Source organism: Mycolicibacterium confluentis (assembly GCF_010729895.1).
In the GTDB taxonomy this organism is placed as follows: domain Bacteria; phylum Actinomycetota; class Actinomycetes; order Mycobacteriales; family Mycobacteriaceae; genus Mycobacterium; species Mycobacterium confluentis.
This window is the reverse complement of sequence record NZ_AP022612.1, coordinates 502,066-518,166: the sequence shown is the minus strand read 5'-3', so window position 1 is coordinate 518,166 and position 16,101 is coordinate 502,066. Positions and strand designations below refer to the sequence as shown.

The 16,101-nt window shown below is 66.6% G+C and carries 15 protein-coding genes; 6 read left to right on the top strand and 9 right to left on the bottom strand.

Going from position 1 to position 16,101, the window contains the following annotated elements:
* Positions 1-3: 3 nt before the first annotated feature.
* The 4 genes from G6N34_RS28220 to mdlC form a co-directional block, all read right to left on the bottom strand.
* Positions 4-126, bottom strand: a complete 123-nt coding sequence (locus G6N34_RS28220; RefSeq protein ID WP_264016551.1) for a hypothetical protein — start codon at positions 124-126, stop codon at positions 4-6.
* A gap of 164 nt (positions 127-290) precedes the next feature.
* Positions 291-2,159: an FAD-linked oxidase C-terminal domain-containing protein gene (locus tag G6N34_RS02385; protein ID WP_085155247.1), complete on the bottom strand. Its 1,869-nt coding sequence runs from the start codon at positions 2,157-2,159 to the stop codon at positions 291-293.
* A 1-nt stretch (position 2,160) separates the two neighbouring features.
* Entirely contained in the window at positions 2,161-2,580 is a 420-nt protein-coding gene (locus tag G6N34_RS02380) for a tautomerase family protein (RefSeq protein ID WP_085155249.1), read from the bottom strand.
* A 3-nt stretch (positions 2,581-2,583) separates the two neighbouring features.
* Positions 2,584-4,200, bottom strand: a complete 1,617-nt coding sequence (gene mdlC, locus G6N34_RS02375; RefSeq protein WP_085155251.1) for a benzoylformate decarboxylase — start codon at positions 4,198-4,200, stop codon at positions 2,584-2,586.
* A 173-nt stretch (positions 4,201-4,373) separates the two neighbouring features.
* Between mdlC and G6N34_RS02370 the strand changes: the two genes are divergently transcribed.
* Complete coding sequence (locus G6N34_RS02370) at positions 4,374-7,109, top strand: helix-turn-helix transcriptional regulator (RefSeq protein WP_085155253.1); 2,736 nt, start codon at positions 4,374-4,376, stop codon at positions 7,107-7,109.
* 67 nt (positions 7,110-7,176) lie between these two features.
* On the opposite strand, the gene G6N34_RS02365 is transcribed toward G6N34_RS02370, so the two are convergent.
* Positions 7,177-7,647, bottom strand: coding sequence for a MarR family winged helix-turn-helix transcriptional regulator (locus G6N34_RS02365; protein WP_085155255.1), 471 nt, complete (start codon positions 7,645-7,647; stop codon positions 7,177-7,179).
* Positions 7,648-7,719: 72 nt separating this feature from the next.
* On the opposite strand from G6N34_RS02365, the gene G6N34_RS02360 reads away from it, so the two are divergent.
* Together G6N34_RS02360 and G6N34_RS02355 are read left to right on the top strand one after the other, a co-directional pair.
* Positions 7,720-8,712, top strand: coding sequence for an NAD-dependent epimerase/dehydratase family protein (locus G6N34_RS02360; protein WP_085155447.1), 993 nt, complete (start codon positions 7,720-7,722; stop codon positions 8,710-8,712).
* Positions 8,713-8,744: 32 nt separating this feature from the next.
* On the top strand, positions 8,745-9,344 hold the full coding sequence (locus G6N34_RS02355; protein ID WP_085155257.1) for an alpha/beta fold hydrolase: 600 nt from the start codon (positions 8,745-8,747) through the stop codon (positions 9,342-9,344).
* Positions 9,345-9,394: 50 nt separating this feature from the next.
* On the opposite strand, the gene G6N34_RS02350 is transcribed toward G6N34_RS02355, so the two are convergent.
* Positions 9,395-11,674, bottom strand: coding sequence for an ATP-dependent DNA ligase (locus G6N34_RS02350; protein WP_085155258.1), 2,280 nt, complete (start codon positions 11,672-11,674; stop codon positions 9,395-9,397).
* Positions 11,675-11,708: 34 nt separating this feature from the next.
* Here G6N34_RS02350 and G6N34_RS02345 point away from each other — a divergent pair, with 34 nt between their 5' ends.
* From G6N34_RS02345 to G6N34_RS02335, 3 genes are read left to right on the top strand one after another with little or no spacing between them, the layout of a single operon-like run.
* Positions 11,709-11,945, top strand: coding sequence for a hypothetical protein (locus G6N34_RS02345; RefSeq protein WP_085155260.1), 237 nt, complete (start codon positions 11,709-11,711; stop codon positions 11,943-11,945).
* Positions 11,946-11,976: 31 nt separating this feature from the next.
* A complete protein-coding gene (gene ku, locus G6N34_RS02340; protein WP_085155262.1) occupies positions 11,977-12,924 on the top strand; it encodes a non-homologous end joining protein Ku in 948 nt (315 codons plus the stop codon).
* Positions 12,921-13,481: a TetR/AcrR family transcriptional regulator gene (locus tag G6N34_RS02335; RefSeq protein WP_085155264.1), complete on the top strand. Its 561-nt coding sequence runs from the start codon at positions 12,921-12,923 to the stop codon at positions 13,479-13,481. The genes ku and G6N34_RS02335 overlap by 4 nt, the downstream gene beginning before the upstream one ends.
* A 6-nt stretch (positions 13,482-13,487) precedes the next feature.
* Here the strand turns inward: G6N34_RS02335 and G6N34_RS02330 are convergent, their stop codons facing one another.
* The 3 genes from G6N34_RS02330 to G6N34_RS02320 are packed head-to-tail and all read right to left on the bottom strand — an operon-like array spanning position 13,488 to position 16,055.
* Positions 13,488-14,504, bottom strand: a complete 1,017-nt coding sequence (locus tag G6N34_RS02330) for an NAD(P)/FAD-dependent oxidoreductase (RefSeq protein WP_085155266.1) — start codon at positions 14,502-14,504, stop codon at positions 13,488-13,490.
* On the bottom strand, positions 14,491-15,012 hold the full coding sequence (locus G6N34_RS02325; protein ID WP_085155268.1) for an isoprenylcysteine carboxyl methyltransferase family protein: 522 nt from the start codon (positions 15,010-15,012) through the stop codon (positions 14,491-14,493). The genes G6N34_RS02330 and G6N34_RS02325 overlap by 14 nt, the downstream gene beginning before the upstream one ends.
* Positions 15,006-16,055, bottom strand: a complete 1,050-nt coding sequence (locus G6N34_RS02320; protein WP_085155270.1) for a type III polyketide synthase — start codon at positions 16,053-16,055, stop codon at positions 15,006-15,008. The genes G6N34_RS02325 and G6N34_RS02320 overlap by 7 nt, the downstream gene beginning before the upstream one ends.
* Between the last annotated feature and the right edge of the window lie 46 nt (positions 16,056-16,101).

Sequence of the window (16,101 nt, the reverse complement as noted above, 5' to 3'; positions counted from 1 at the left end):
TCGTCACTGCTGACCGGAGTCGACGGCGGTGGGAACGACGGGCGGCGGCGTATCGGGACCGGTGCGCAACGTCAGAATCGGTGCCGTGTCGAAGTCTGCGATGTGGGCCCCTGTGCGCTCAGGCATCGCGTGTTCCGACGTGGGGGTGATGGTCGGATAGGCACTGTTGATGAAGCACCACGAGGAAATCGTCTCACACACCACGAGTCTGGACAGGGTTTCGAAGGCGCCCACCCAAGCCGCTCGCTGCTCACCGCCGACGGGCGCCGTCGCGTCGACGTGGACGAGAATTACCGCTCCACCACAATTTTGAAGATCAGGGTTTCCAGCGCACCGAAGGCGCCCCTTCCGCTGATGTACAGCCGTTTGGTGTCGTATCCGGCAACGTCTTTCATGGTTTCGGCACCGAAGCGGGCGCGCATCTGCCCGTCGACGATGGTGACGCCGGCGCCGAGTAACGCATGCCTGATGTGATCCCGCTCGGAGCCGGTGGCGGTGGCCACGAGTTCTCCGATGGTGCGCTCTCCGCCTGTGTCGGGGACCGCGGCACAGCTGACGCCGTGCTCGCGGAGGTGACCCTTGAGCGCATCGAGCGTGGTGGCCGCGCCGACGACGAGACTGAGGTTGCCGAGGTTGATGGTGATGTCGGTGTTGTCACCCGCGATGAGCGGAGCTCTCAAGTCGAAACTGGTGTTTCCGGTGAGGGCGTCGCGAACGGCGGCGCCGAACGCGCTGGTGTCGGGCTCGTCGGGGGATGGCTCGGGCAGCATGATGCCGGGGTTGAGCAGCCCGGCCGGATCGAACGCCTTCTTGATCGACCGTTGTGCAGCGATCTCCACCGGTGTGAAGCGCTTGGTCATGAATTGGATCTTCTCGGTGCCGACACCGTGTTCACCGGTGATGGTGCCGCCCAGGGCGAGCGCGGCTTCGATGATCTCGTTGTTGGCGGCATCCAGGGCGGATGCCGCCAGTGGATTGTCCTTGTCGTAGAAGGTGGTGGGGTGCAGGTCGCCGTCACCGGCGTGACCGCACACCGCGATGAACAGAAGCCCGTCGGTGTGGCGGGCGACGATGCCCTGGATGGCTTCCTGCATCTGCGGCATCCGATCGCGAGGCACGGTGACGTCACCGATGAAGAAGCCCTTGCCGCTCTGCACCACTGAGTTGGGCGCGTTGAGGCGGCCGTACCAGAGTGCGGCACGGTCTTTCTCGTCCTCGGCGACGCGGACCTCGGTCGCTTTCTCGCCAAGCACCCGCTGCACGATCTTCTGATCTCGCGCCACCTCCGCGGCGGTGCCGTCGATGTCGATGAGCACGATCGAATCGGCGTCCAGCGGATAGCCTGTGTCGTAAAACTGCTGCAGTCCAGCGATACCCGCCCGGTCGAGCCACTCCACCGCGGCAGGCACCACTCCGGTGGCGATGACCGCGGCGATGGTGTCAGCGGCCTGCCTTGCTGAGGCGAATGCACCCATCAGGCTGTGCGTGACGTCGGCGATCGGGCGCAGTGCGACCGTTGCCTCGGTGATGATGCCGAGCGTGCCCTCCGATCCGATGAACACGCCGAGCAGGTCGGGACCTTCGTCGTCGGCGCTGAACGTGGCGGTCGATCCGTCGGGCAGAACGACGTTGACGCTCAGGACGTGGTTGTAGGTGACTCCGTACTTCAGCGCGTGTGGACCACCGGCGTTTTCGATGATGTTCCCTGCGACGGTGGCCAGGTGCGCCGAGACCGGATCGGGTGAGAAACACAATCCGTGCGGAGCCAGTGCCGCTTGCAGGTCGGAGTTTATGACGCCGGCTTCGACGCGGGCGCGGCGATTGTCGACATCGATATCGAGGATCTGATTCAGACCGGTGAGATCCAGCAGGACACGGCCTGCGGCCGGCATCATCCCGCCTGAGCAGTTCGACGCTCCGCCGCGTGGCACAATTGCGACGCCGTGTTCGGCGGCCAGTCGCATGATCGCAGCGATGTCGTCGCGGCCGTGCGGGCGCAGCAGCAGGCCCGCAACTCCCCCGACGCCCCAGTAGTCGCGGCCGCGTTCGATGAGTACGCCTTCATCGGTGGTGACGTCGCCATGGGCCGCGGCCGCGGTGGCGAACCGGCTGATGGCGACACTGTCCGGGGTCGGACGATGCTTAGTGGGAGTGGACATTTCAGTCGGCTTCCTTTCCTTCAGCTGCACTTTCTCGTAACCACGCTTCTTCTTCGCCAGGGGCCGGCAGCACCCGACCACCTTCGATGGCCAGATGCGCCGGGCTGTTCTGGAGGACGACGAGAATCCGCTTCGCGGGGATGCCGGTCACGCGGGAGGCCGCGGCAGCGACCTCGGCGACGAGTTGGCTGCTCTGCGCTTCCGGATGGCCGGTGCGGACCCACCCGTTGATCAGGAGCGGTCGTCCAGGCTGCCCGTCGGTGAAAACGGCGTCGGCGGGCAGTTCGTGGAACACGACGTTCACGTACGAACCGGGCACGTGATTGATCATCGAATGAATCCTGGTGACCTCCGCGGCCAGATCAGCCTTCGTCTCGGCGCTCAATGTCGACTGCACCGTGGTGCACGTGTAGACCGGCATCGTTCAGCCCAGGACCGGTAGGTGCGACTGGGTGGGTACGACGAGAACGGTGGGCCCATCGGCCTCCAGGGCCGCTTTGAACTCCTGGGCAAGGTCTTCTGTGCTGCCCACAGTGGCCGTCCGGCACCCGAAACCGGTTGCCAATGCCGCTATGCCCAGACCCGGGAGGTCGAGGCCGGGGACATTGGGCGTCTCTTCGAGCAGTGCGAAGGACTTCAGGACGCAGTATTCGCCGTTGCGCTGCACCACGAACACGATCGGAAGCTTGTGCTGCGCAGCGGTCCAGATGGCCTGGATCGAGTACTGGAACGAGCCGTCGCCGATAGAGGCGACGATGGTCCGCCTCACGCCGCGAGCCCGGTCGCCGAGCGCAATGCCCACCGCCGCGGGGACGCCCCAGCCGATGCCTCCGCTGCCGGTGGCAAAGAAGCTGCCCGGGCGCCGGGTGGGCCACCACTGAATGAGGTCCGCCAGAGTGGAGGTGGACTCCATGACGACGGCCGCGTCATCCGGTTTGACCCTGCTCAGCACCGCGTACACGTCGTTGGGCAGCAGCGGCGCGGATGCGACGGGGAGATCGCCGCTGAAATCTCTGGTCAGTCCCGGCGGTGCCTGTCGGTCGGACGGTACCTGCACGAGATCCAGGAGCTGTTCCAAGGCGGTGTTCATGTCACCGACCAGGCTGTCGCCCACCGGCGCGACCGCGGCGAGATGCGGATCGACGGTGATCTGCAGCAGGTCGGTCCCTTCGGGCAGGTAGTCGCCCGCGACATAGGGGTAGTAACTGAACACCTGCGCGCCGATGACGATGACGAGGTCGTAGCCCGTGACGGCCTGATTGACACCGGCGATCGTCAGGGGAAGGGGACCCGCGTACAGGGGGTGATCCTCCGGAAACGAGCACCGCGGCGCCAAGGGGCCGCCCCGCACCGGCGCGCGCAGCTTCTCTGCGAACGCAACACCGGCGTCCCAGGCGCCGGCGCGATCGACTTCGGGCCCGAGGACCAACAGCGGACGCTGCGCCCGGCTGATCCGCGAAGCGAACTCGCGCAGGCGCTCACTATCTGGCTCGACACGCTGGCTGACCGTCCTGACCACGGCGGGTCCCAGCGCCGGCTTGTTCCAGTCATCGAGCGGTATGGACAAGAACACCGGACCCGCTGGCGGCTGCATCGCGACCGCGTAGGCCCGCATGAATGCCGCGGGCACATCCTCGGCGCGCGCAGGTTCGTAGGCCCATTTCACCCACGGCTGCGGCATGACCGTCGAGTCGGGGTTGTTCAGGTACGGGTCACACAACGACATTTCGCGCGTCTGCTGACCGGCCGTCACGATCAACGGCGTATTCGCACGATAAGCGGCGACGAGGCTGCCCATCGCATTCCCGGTACCGGCTGCGGTGTGCAGATTGACCAGTGCGGGCCTGCCGGTGGACTGCGCGAAGCCGTCAGCCATCGCCAGCACCGACGCTTCCTGCAACCCCAGGATGTAGGTGAAGTCGTCCGGGAAGTTCTGCAGGAAGGTCTGCTCGGTGGACCCGGGATTGCCGAACACCGTGGTCAACCCCAGTGCCCGGAGCAGGTCGTAAGTCACCTCGTGGACGGACTTGGATTCGGCCATCTTCACACCCCTTCGCGTGTATTACTGCGGACCCGTATGGCAAATCACACCCCACGGAAAGCGATCGCCACCCCGTATCAACCACGGGTCATCGAAGACCCGTGGCCGCGCGGGACACCACGTGGCGGGGCACTTCGGCTGCCCCGAGCGGGACGCCATGTCAGGATCACCGAATGGTCGGCGACGTTGGACGCGGCACGCTGGTGGGACGGCGCGTCGAACAGCAGAAGCTCGCCGACCTGCTGGAGCGCGTCCGTGGTGGCGGCAGCGCGGTTCTGGTCCTTCGGGGCGAGGCGGGCATCGGCAAAACCGCCCTGCTACAGGATGTCCGTGACCACGCCGCAGATCTGCGCGTCATCACACTCAGCGGCACCGAATCAGAGATGGAGCTCGCCTACGCCGGCGTTCAGCAACTGAGTGCCCCGTTGCTCAGTCATATAGACCGGTTGCCCGACCCGCAGAAGAACGCACTCCAGGTAGCACTCGGCCTCCGTGACGGTGCGGCACCGGATCGCCTCCTGGTGGGGTTGGCGGTGCTGTCGCTGCTCGCCGACGCCGGGGCCGAGCAGCCCACGATGTGCCTCATCGACGACGCGCAATGGGTTGATCGAGCCTCACTCCAAGCGCTCGCGTTCGCCGGGCGCCGGCTCGCCGCCGACCCCGTCATGATGGTCTTCGCGGCCCGCGGCACGCAGTTCGATCCGGAGCTCTCCGCCCTGCCCGAGATGCACCTCACCGGCCTCGCCGATGCCGACGCGCGCGCCCTGCTCTCGGCGACGCTGCCGGTCCGACTCGACGAATCCGTCCGCGAGAACATCCTCGCCGAAGCGGACGGGAATCCGCTGGCGCTGCTCGAACTGAATCGTGCGCTGCCCCCGGCGCGGCTTGCCGGCGGATACGGGCTGGCGTCCGCCAGACCGCTGGCTGCTCGGATCGAGCACACATACGGACAGCGGCTGGGTGAACTGCCGCCGCAGACCCGCACGCTGCTGCTCATCGCAGCCGCAGAACCGACCGGCGAGCCGACATGGTTGGCGGCCGCCGCGGCGCGGCTCGGGATCGACGCGGACGCCAGTGTTCCGGCGGAGCAGTGCGGCTTGGTCACCGTGGACACCAGACTGCGTTTCCGGCATCCTCTGGTCCGCTCAGCGGTCTACGGCAGTGCCACCCCTTCGGAGCGGCGGCAAGCACACGCCGCTTTGGCCGAGGCGATTCCCGAGGCCGGCGCGGATGAACATCGTGTCTGGCACCGCGCCCACGCCACGAACGCACCGGACGAGGCCGTCGCCATAGACCTCGAACGATCGGCCGAGCGGGCCAGGCGCCGCGGAGGCTCGGCCGCGGCCGCCGCTTTTCTGGCGTATGCCGTTGAACTGACGCCGAACCCTGTCCGTCGTGCCGAGCGCGCACTGGCCGCCGCCCTGTCCAAGCTGGACGCAGGTGACCCGGCGGCCGCAGCCCGGCTGCTGGAGGCGGTGGCAGGAGCTGACGACGAACTACTCAGTGCGCGAGCTGATCTGGTGCGAGCTAAGATCGCCTACGCCACCAACCGTGGCAGCGATGCACCTCCGTTACTGCTGGCGGCAGCCGAACGACTGCGCGAGCTGGATCCCGCGCTTGCGCGAGAGACCTATCTCGAAGCGCTGATGGCGGCCGCGATCGTCGGCCGTTTCTCCGCTGCGGTGGCCGTGGCGGAGTCGGCGCGCAACGCCCCAACCGTGTCAGGACCGCCCCGAGCGGTCGACCTATTGCTGGACGGGACAGTAGCCAGACTCACCGACGGATACGTCGCCGCAGCCCCGCTGCTGAAACGCGCCATCGCCGCGTACCTGAAAGACGATGAGGCGGGCACTGCCGATCCGCGCTGGCACGCCATCGCTCAACGCGTCTTGCTAGACCGATTCGATGAAGACACCTATAACGCGCTAAGCCGACGCCAGCTTGAGCTACTTACCGCAGCGGGCGAATTGACGCTCCTTCCTAGCGTTCTTATGACCAACTCGGGCGCGTGTGTCAACTCAGGTGACTTCGCGCGGGCCGCTGCGCTGCTCGAACAGTCCAGGTCGATATCCGAAGCGACGGGCACGCCGCCCCACCGCTCCATCGAGGCGTATCTCGCCGCATACCGCGGACAGGAGCGGCTGTGCGGCGAGATGGTGCAAGCGACGATCGAAGAAGCAACCGAACGCGGCGAGGGTAGCGCCATCGGCGTGGCCCACTTCTCAGCGACGATCCTCCACACCGGACTTCGTCAATATGACAAGGCATTCGCCGCATGTAGCTCGGCATTGGAGTACGACGACATCGCACTGCGCGGCTACATCCTCGTCGAGATGGTTGAGGCAGCCACCCGCAGCGGCCACCGAAGCGCGGCCGAAGCTGCGCTTGCCGAACTTGCTGAGCGGGCAGCGGCCAGTGGAACTGACAGTGCACTGGGTCTCGCAGCCCGATCCAGGGCCCTCATTGATGATGGTCCCACCGCCGAAGCCGACTACGAAGTAGCCATAGCGAACCTCCAGCGCAGTCCCGTCGTCGTCTACCACGCTCGCACGCACCTCGTCTACGGCGAGTGGTTGCGGCGTCAGAATCGCCGAACCGACGCCCGCAAGGAGCTGCGCATCGCTCACGAGGTGTTCACCGAGATGGGGGCCGACGGCTTCGCCGAGCGGACGCGCCGCGAACTCCAAGCCGCGGGCGAGCCGCTGCGAACGGAGCCGGCCGACAGATCGACAGTGACATTGACGGCACAGGAAAGCTATATCGCCCGATTGGCGGGCGATGGCTACACCAATGCCGAGATCGCCGGCCACCTGTTCATCAGCCCGCGCACAGTCGAATGGCACATGAGCAAGATCTTCGCCAAGCTCGGAGTGTCCTCTCGGCGTGAGCTGAGAGGGCAGACCAGGTGACGAACGGACTGATCCGCAGCAGATGCGTCCCTGCACTCCTCGCCCGGCCTGGCGTATCTCCGCTCAGCTAAGCCGGAGGGTCCAGGGACTCGGTGATCCGATCGAGCAGTCGGGTCAGCTCGCGTTGCTCCTCGGTGGTGAGGCAGCTGAAGATCTCCCCCGCGACGACGACGTAGTCGCGGAGCCAGTTTCGCGCCTGCGTCTCCCCTGCGGGCGTGGTCGTCAGGCGGATCGCGCGCCGGTCGTTGTCGTCGACACCGCGGGCGACCAGTCCGTCGCGAACAAGTGCCTCCACCAGCGTGGACGCCGTACCCTGGCTGATTCCCACCTCGCGGGCCAGATCCGCGAGCCGGACCGGCTGCATCCGAGCCACTTCGGCGAGCAGTTTGGATCTCGGAGTCGAAACGCCGTGTTCCCCCAGGCGGTCGTCGAAGGCCCGCACCACCGACTTGCCCGCGCGTCCGAACGCATCGGCGAGGCGCCCCGCGCGCTGCGCCGATGCACCTGACGCAGCGCGTCCACCCGTCTTCTCTTTCACGTTGACGAAATACTATCAGCGCTCATATAGTTTGATCTCAAATGATTTGATATGGAATGAATGGAGAAGCAGATGAGACTTTTCGTCACGGGTGGCAGTGGATTCGTCGGGCAGCACCTGATCAGGCGACTGGTCGGCGCGGGGCACGAGGTGCGGGCACTCGCCCGCACGGACAGCGCCGCCGACCTCGTCCGCAGGGCCGGGGCCGAGCCAGTTCTCGGCGACCTGTCGGACCTGGTCAACTGTGATCCGCCGCCGCAGTGGACGTCGGCACTGCACGGGGTCGACGCCGTCGTGCATGGCGCTGCCTACATGGCGTTCTGGGGTCCCGACGACGTCTTCCGCCGGACAAACCTCGAGCCCAGCGTTGCCCTGCACCAGATCGCCGCCTCGTCTGGAGTGACAAGGTTCGTCCTGATCAGCGCCGCCAGCGTGGCCAGCGGCACCCAGCGCGCGCCGGTCGTCGACGAGCACACCGATGAAGGTCGGCCCAATATCGCCTACAGCCGCATCAAGCTCGCCACCGAGCGCACCCTGCTCAACGCGGTCACACCGACGATGACGACGGTGGCCCTTCGGCCGCCGTTCATTTGGGGTGCGGGCATGTCCACCCTGGACCAATTCGTCGCCTCGGTGGAAGCCGGCCAGTTCAGCTGGATCGACAACGGCAGGCACACGGTCGACTTCATCCACGTCGACAACCTCACCGAGGCCGTCCGACTCGCACTCACCCGTGGCCGTCCCGGTCGCGCGTACTACGTCACCGACGGCACGCCCATGCCGGCCCGCGATCTCTTCACCCCGCTACTGGCGACCCGCGGTGTCGACGTGAGCGCGGCCCGCAGTGTGCCGTTCGCGTTGGCGGCTCCCCTGGGAGCACTCCTCGATGCGGGGGCACGCCTGTTGCACCGGCCTGAGCCACCGATGCTGACGAATTGGATCACCACGTTCATGGGTCGTGACCGCAGTTATGACATCACCGCTGCAAGAAGCGAACTCCGCTACACCCCGTCCGTCACCCTGGCCGACGGGCTCGCGGAGATGGCGAACTCCCTCGCCCACTGAACTACTCCCCCTCGACCTGACGGAGATACAGGATGCGACTTACGCCCTGTTCTCGGTTGATGTTCACCCCGGCAGACTCCGCGCGTTGCATCGACGCGGTATTGGAGGGGCTGGGGCTGCAAGGTGTCCATCTGGTTGGGCATTCCTACGGCGGTTGGCTGGCCACACACACAGCGGCACGGGCACCCCATCGTTTGGCGACTGTGACGCTGGTTGATCCGGCCGGTACGGTGGCACGCCTGTCTGCAAAGTTCTGGGTAAGTCTTGCGCTTCAAGGACGCCCCAGTTCCGCGCGAGCTCGACGCGCTGCGGCCTGGATAACTGGTCATCACGCGCTTGCGGAGTTATTCGGGGCCGGATTTGCGGAGTTCGCACCACCTGTGCGAACTCCGCCATCGCGTTTGATCAGCGATCACGTGCTGCGTTCAGTCGATATTCCAGTGCAGGTTCTTCTGGCGGGCAACACGGTTCACAATTCCGGGAAGGGAATCGCGCGGATGCGATCGGTGGTTCCCGCCTGGCGATATCACCTGTGGCCCAAAGCCTCACACGCTTTGCCGGCCGAATTTCCCGACGAGGTCAATGATTCAATCCGTCGTTTCGTGACCGAACACCGTTCACGTTCGGACTAATCAGGCCGCCTGCGATTACGTCGTCCTGAGATGGCGACGCAATGTTGCACCTACTGCAATGATTCCCACTCGACCTCGTCGGGCGACTTGTCCGGCCGCAGCCCACGCCACGACGGATGCCGCAACCGACCATCGGAGGTCCGCTCGCCATAGCGCACCTCGCCGACCAGGGTCGGCTCGACGAAGGTGACGCCCCGCGCGTCGGGTCCGGTCAGCTTCCGGTTGAACGGGGTCTCGTCGGTGCGCAGTGGCGTCAGCAGCTTCTTGAGCTTGGTCAGCTCCTTGTCGCTGAATCCGGTGCCGACCCGGCCGACGAAGTCCAGACCTCCCCTTTCTGGGTCAGCCGGTACTCCCATCAGCAGCGCGCCGATACCGCCGGATCGGCCTCCCTCACCGACTCGCCACCCGCCGATGACCACCTCCTGGGTGTTCCAGTTCTTGTCCTTGACCCAGGACGCCGACCGCCGCCCGGGCTGATACGTCGAGTCCCATTTCTTGGCGACCACGCCCTCCCAGCGTTGTTCTGCCGAGTGGGCCAACGCCTCAGCGCCGTCACCGGGAAGCTGTTCGGGGACAATGAGATCGGTGTCAGTGGCCAGTGTCTCCAGCAGCTTTCGCCGGTCGCGGTACTTGACGTTGAGCAGCGACCGCCCGTCGAGGTACAGCAGGTCGAACGCCCAGAACTCGATGCGCGTGGCGCGGGCGCGGTTCTGCATCTCCCCGAAACTCGGCACCCCCGACGAGTCCAGGGCGACCACCTCGCCGTCGAGCAGGACATGGTGCTCGGAGAGGTCCGCGGCGATCGCCGCCAACTGCGGGTACTCACCCGTGACGTCGCGCCCGCTGCGCGATCGCAGTTGCAGTTCCCCGTGGTCGGCGTCGAACAGCAGGCGGTAGCCGTCCCACTTTCCTTCGAAAGCCCATTGCGAGGCCTTGAGTTTCGTGACGGACCCGTGGGTCGCCAGCATCGGCGCCAGATCCGTGGGCGCCGGCTTGGGCTGCTCCTTGGTGCGATGGGCCAGCCAGTTCTTGCCGTCGGTCTGGATCAGCGCGTAACGCCCAGTCACCTTCTCGCCGTGCAGGGTGACGATCACCTCACCCTTTTCCTTTCCGTCGTCATCCGGGTCCACGAACTTCTCGACGTCGTATGTGCCCGAATCCCAGACGATGACCTTGCCGCCGCCGTACTCCCCCTTGGGAATATCACCCTCAAACGTCGCGTACTCCAACGGGTGATCCTCGGTGTGCACCGCCAGATGGTTGACCGACGGCGTCTCCGGCAGGTTCTTCGGAATCGCCCAGGACACCAGCACCCCGCCGCGTTCCAGCCGGAAATCGTAGTGCAGGCGCCGCGCGTGGTGTTCCTGGATGACGAACGTATTGTCCTTGCCCACAGCGGGTCTGGCCTTCGGGACCGGCTCGGGGGTCTTGCCGGCGTCGCGCATCGACCGGTAGGTGCTCAACCGATCGGACGCGGCCATCGGCGGGTCCAGTCCGTCGAGCAGATCCCCATCCCGAGCCACGCGCTCAAGGACTTCGTCATACCCGAGTTGCCCCAGAGCCGGGTCGTCGAGTTCCTCCCACCTGCGCGGCGCGGCGACCGTGGGCTGCGCGCGCCCGCGCAGCGAGTAAGGCGCGATCGTGGTCTTCGACCCGGAGTTCTGACTCCAGTCCACGAAGACCTTTCCGGCCCGCAGGCTCTTGGTCATGGTCGCCGTGACCTGCTTGGGCATCGACTGCTCCAACTGCTGGGCGACCCGCTTGGCCAGCACCACCGCCCCGCGTGAACTGACGGGCTCGTCCAACGGCACGTACAGGTGCACCCCCTTGCTGCCGCTGGTCACCGGAAAGGTGCGCAGCCCGAGATCGTCCATGAGTTCACGCACCGCACGGGCGACGTCACACACCTGCTTCATCGGGACGTCGGGACCGGGGTCGAGGTCGAACACCAGGCGCGTCGCGGGCCCCGGCTTGCCGTCGACGAATCGCCACTGCGGCACATGCACCTCAAGAGCGGCCTGCTGCGCGATCCAGGCCAACCCGGCCGGGGTGTCGATGATCGGATACGTCGTAGTGCCACTGCTGTGGGTCACGCTTCCGCGGCTGAGCCAGTCCGGCGCCGAGGAGGCCAACTGCTTCTCGAAGAAGTCGGCCTTTCCGACGCCGTTGGGCCAACGCTTGCGGGTGGTGGGCCGGCCGACGATGTGCGGCAGCATGACGTCGGCGATCGCCGTGTAGTAGTCGAAGACCTCACCCTTGGTGGTCCCGGTGTCGGGATACAGCACCTTGTCCGCGTTGGTGAGCTTGACCTGCGGCTCCTTGGAACCCATACCTGCCAAACGTATACCTTGCTAGCGTTTGACCATGGCTAACGCGCGCTGGACGCCCTGGTTGGTGGTCGCCGCGACCGCCGTCGTCCTGGCGGCACCCGCGTCGGCGGATCCCGACGACCACGTGCCGTGGTGCTCGGGTGATCAGACGCCCATGGACAGCAACTGCAGAACAGCGCCGTCGCAGGTGTTCACCCACGACCACAATCCGGGCGCCAATCCCCAGACCCCGATCGGCCTGGACCCGGGACAGGACGCGCTAACCCCCTAACCTGGTGGACTCGTTGGTCCATACTGGGAAGATGCGATCCATTTGGAAGGGTTCGATTGCCTTCGGCCTGGTCAATGTGCCGGTCAAGGTCTACAGCGCCACCGAGGATCACGACCTGAAGTTCCATCAGGTGCACGCCAAGGACAACGGCCGGATCCGGTACAAGCGGGTCTGCGAAGTGTGCGGCGAAGTCGTCGAATACAAAGAGATCGCACGCGCCTTCGAATCCGACGACGGGCAGAGCGTCGTCATCACCGACGAGGACATCGCCACACTCCCCGAGGAGCGCAGTCGCGAAATCGAGGTGCTGGAGTTCATTCCAGCCAGCCAGCTGGACCCGATCCTGTACGACCGCAGCTACTTTCTCGAACCGGACTCCAAGTCGTCGAAGTCGTACGTGCTGTTGGCCAAGACGCTGATGGACACCGACCGCGTGGCCATCGTGCATTTCGCGTTGCGCAACAAGACGCGGCTTGCGGCGTTGCGGGTCAAGGACTTCTCCAAGCGCGAGGTCATGGTGATCCACACGCTGCTGTGGCCCGATGAGATCCGCGATCCCGATTTCCCGGTGCTCGACACCAAGGTCGAGGTCAAACCGGCCGAGCTGAAGATGGCCGGCCAGGTTGTGGATTCGATGTCCGAGGACTTCAATCCCGACCAGTTCCGCGACGATTACCAGGAGCAGTTGCGCGAGTTGGTCGAGGCCAAACTTGAAGGTGGAGAAGCCTTCACGGTCGAGGAGCAGCCCACCGAACTCGACGAGTCCGACGACGTGTCGGATCTGCTGGCCAAACTCGAGGCGAGTGTCAAGAGGCGACGTGGACAGACCGGCGACGACTCCGACGACGACTCTCACGACGACTCCGACGACAAGCCCGCCAAGAAAGCACCCGCGAAGAAGACCGCGGCTAAGAAGGCACCGGCCAAGCAGACCGCGGCGAAGAAGGCCCCGGCCAAGAAAGCTGCATCGAAGAAATGACCAAGCTCGGACCCCGCGACCGGTTGATCAGCACCGCGATCACCATGGTGCAGGAACGCGGTGTGCACGCGACGGGACTGTCGGATCTGCTGAAGCGCAGTTCCGCGGCCCGCAATTCGATCTATCAACACTTCCCCGGCGGCAAGGAAGACCTCATGGTCACAGCCACCGAGACCGCGGGCGCCATTGTCGCGGCCCGGATCGACCGCCTTGCCGCCACCACTGACCCCGCGGGCATCGTGTCGGGGATGATCGCACGCTGGATCGCCGAGTTGGAGGCCGCCGACTTCGGCACAGGTTGCCCGATCGCCGCGGCGGCACTCGCGAGTCCTGACGAACCAGCGATCACCGCGGCAGCGGCCGATGCATTCGCGGCCCTGCGTGGCCGGATCAGCGCGGCGCTGGTGGACTCGGGCGCGCCCGTCGAGACCGCCGATGTCAAGGCGTCGGTGGTGGTCAGCGCGATCGAGGGCGCGCTGCTGCAGGCCCGCGCGGCGCGCTCGGTGCAGCCACTGCGCGACGCCGAAACCGTACTGATCGGCCTGCTGCGGGACTGAGCACCGCTATGTCGCCAGCGTGTTGACCGCCCTGCGGAACACGAACGGCAGCGCCGACGAGGCCGGCACCACCACCCGTCGCCCCACCGCGGGCGTCGTTCCCACCACCAGGGCCCGGGTGAGCCAGCGGTACCGCCGGGTGATGCGGTGCCAGTCCCGCTCGTAGTCGGCGGGACGCTCCGCCGCAATCGCCGCCACGGCCGCGCCGGCCTGTTTGACCGCCAGGCTCATGCCCTCGCCGGTCAGCGCGTCCTCGTAACCGGCGGCGTCGCCCACCAGCAGCACGCGTCCCGCGACGCGGCGTGCCACGACCTGGCGCAGCGGTCCGGCGCCACGCTCGCGATCCTGCGCGGCCCCGTCCAGCCTGCGTTCGAGCCACGGAAACCAGGACAGGTCATGGCGGTGACTGCTCAGAATCGCCACCCCCACCAGATCCGGTTCGACCGGAGTCACGTAGGCCTCGCCGTACGGTGACCAGTGCACCTCGACGAACTCCGACCACGCGGGCACACGGTAGTGGGACCTCAGCCCGACCCGGCGGGGCCGGCCGACGCTGACCCCGATGCCGACCCCACGGCGCACCGCGGAATGCAGTCCGTCCGCACCGACGAGGTAGCGGGCCCGCACGCCGGCCGCGGAGACGCCGTCGGCGTCCTGGCTCACCGCCCCGACCTTGGCCGAAATCCATTCGGTGCCAACCTCTTGCGCACGCGCGGTCAGCGCCGCGTGCAGCGTGGTCCGGCGCACCCCACGACCGGGACCGCCCGAGAACCGCGCCTCGACCCGACGGTCACGGTCGACGTAGGCGATGCCCCGAAACGGCATCCCGGCCGGATCGACACCGAGGTCGGCAAGGACCCGCAGACCGCCGGGCATCAGGCCCTCACCGCAGGCCTTGTCGATCGGAGAGTGCCGGGGTTCGGCGACGATCACCGACAGCCCGCGCGCCCGCGCGTGCAGTGCCGTGGCCAGGCCCCCGGGACCGCCGCCCACCACCAGGATGTCGGCGTCAAACCCGGGCATCGGTGTAACCCAGCGCGGCGTTCTCCACCCGGATCCGGACGGCGAGCAGCACCGCGTTGGCCACGGTGAAGCACAGCGCCGTCACCCAGGCGGTGTGGACCAGGGGCAGGGCAATGCCCTCGACCACCACGGCCACATAGTTCGGGTGGTGAATCCAGCGGTAGGGCCCGCGCCGCACCAGGGGTTCCCCGGGCAGCACGATCACCAGCGTGTTCCACCGCGGCCCGAGTGTCGCGATGCACCACCACCGCAGCACCTGCGCGGCCAGCACGAGCGCCAGCATCGGCCAACCCAGCCAGGGCAGGAACGGCCGGTCCGCCAGCCACACCTCGAGCACGCAGCCCACCAACAGGGACGTGTGCAGGACCACCATCACCGGATAGTGCCGGCGCCCGAACTCCGTGGCGCCGCGTTCGAATGCCCAGCGCGCATTGCGTTTGGACACGACGAGTTCGGCCAGTCGCTCGACGCCGACGGCCGCGATCAGCACGTAGTAGAGGTTCACCAACGCAGCAGCACCAGTTCGGAGCAGAAGCCGGGGCCCATGGCGACCATCATGCCCAGCGATCCCGGTGGTGGTGGGTCGGCCAGGTTGGCGCGCAGCACGTCGAGCACCGACACCGAGGACAGGTTGCCGTGCTCACGCAACGATTCCCGCGTGCGGTCCAGCGCGGTCGCGGGCAATTCGAGCACATCCTGCACGGCCTCGATGACCTTGGGTCCACCGGGATGACACACCCAGGTGTCGATATCGGAAGGGGTGAGGCCGAATTCGGCCAGGAACAGATTCACGTCCTCACCGAGATACTTCTCGGCGATGTCCGGGATCCCGGCCGACAACACGATCTTGAAGCCGGAAGTGCCGATCTCCCAGCCCATCACGCTCTCACTGTCGGGATAGAGCCGGCTCCGGGTCGCCAGCACCTGCGGACCCGGCGCGCCCCGCTGTGCACCCGCGGCCACGACCGCCGCGGCGCCGTCGCCGAAGAGGCTCGACGCCACCAGGTTCGCCATGGAGTGGTCGTCACGCTGGATGGTCAGCGAACAGAGTTCCACCGCCACCAGGACGGCAATCTGGTCCGGGAACGCGCGCAGGTAGTCGTGCATCCGCGCGACCCCGGCAGCGCCGGCGACACATCCCAGACCGAACAGGGGGACGCGTTTGACATCCGCACGCAGGCCGACACGGGCGGCCAGCCTGGCGTCGATGGTCGGCACCGCCAGACCCGTGACCGTGGTCGAGAAGATGACGTCGACCTCGTCCGGTCTGATCCGGGCCTTCGACAGCGCGTTCTCCAGGGCCTGCTCGGCCAGGGCGACCGCCACGTCGACGAACACGTCATTGGCTTCGGTGAATCCGCTCAACTGTCCGTACCGCGCCAGTGGCAGCGCCAGATTGCGGGCGTCGACGCCGCTGTTGCGCGCGAACCGGGTGAACTCCTCACCGGCGAAAGTGGTGAGCGCAGAGACGACTTCGTCCTGGCTGTGGCGGTGGGGTGGGAACTCCACGGTCGCGGCGACAAGTCCGGGACCAGGGTCCGATCCGATCATGTCGTCAAAGGTATGGCTTCGAGGGTCCACATAGGTGGGTACGCGC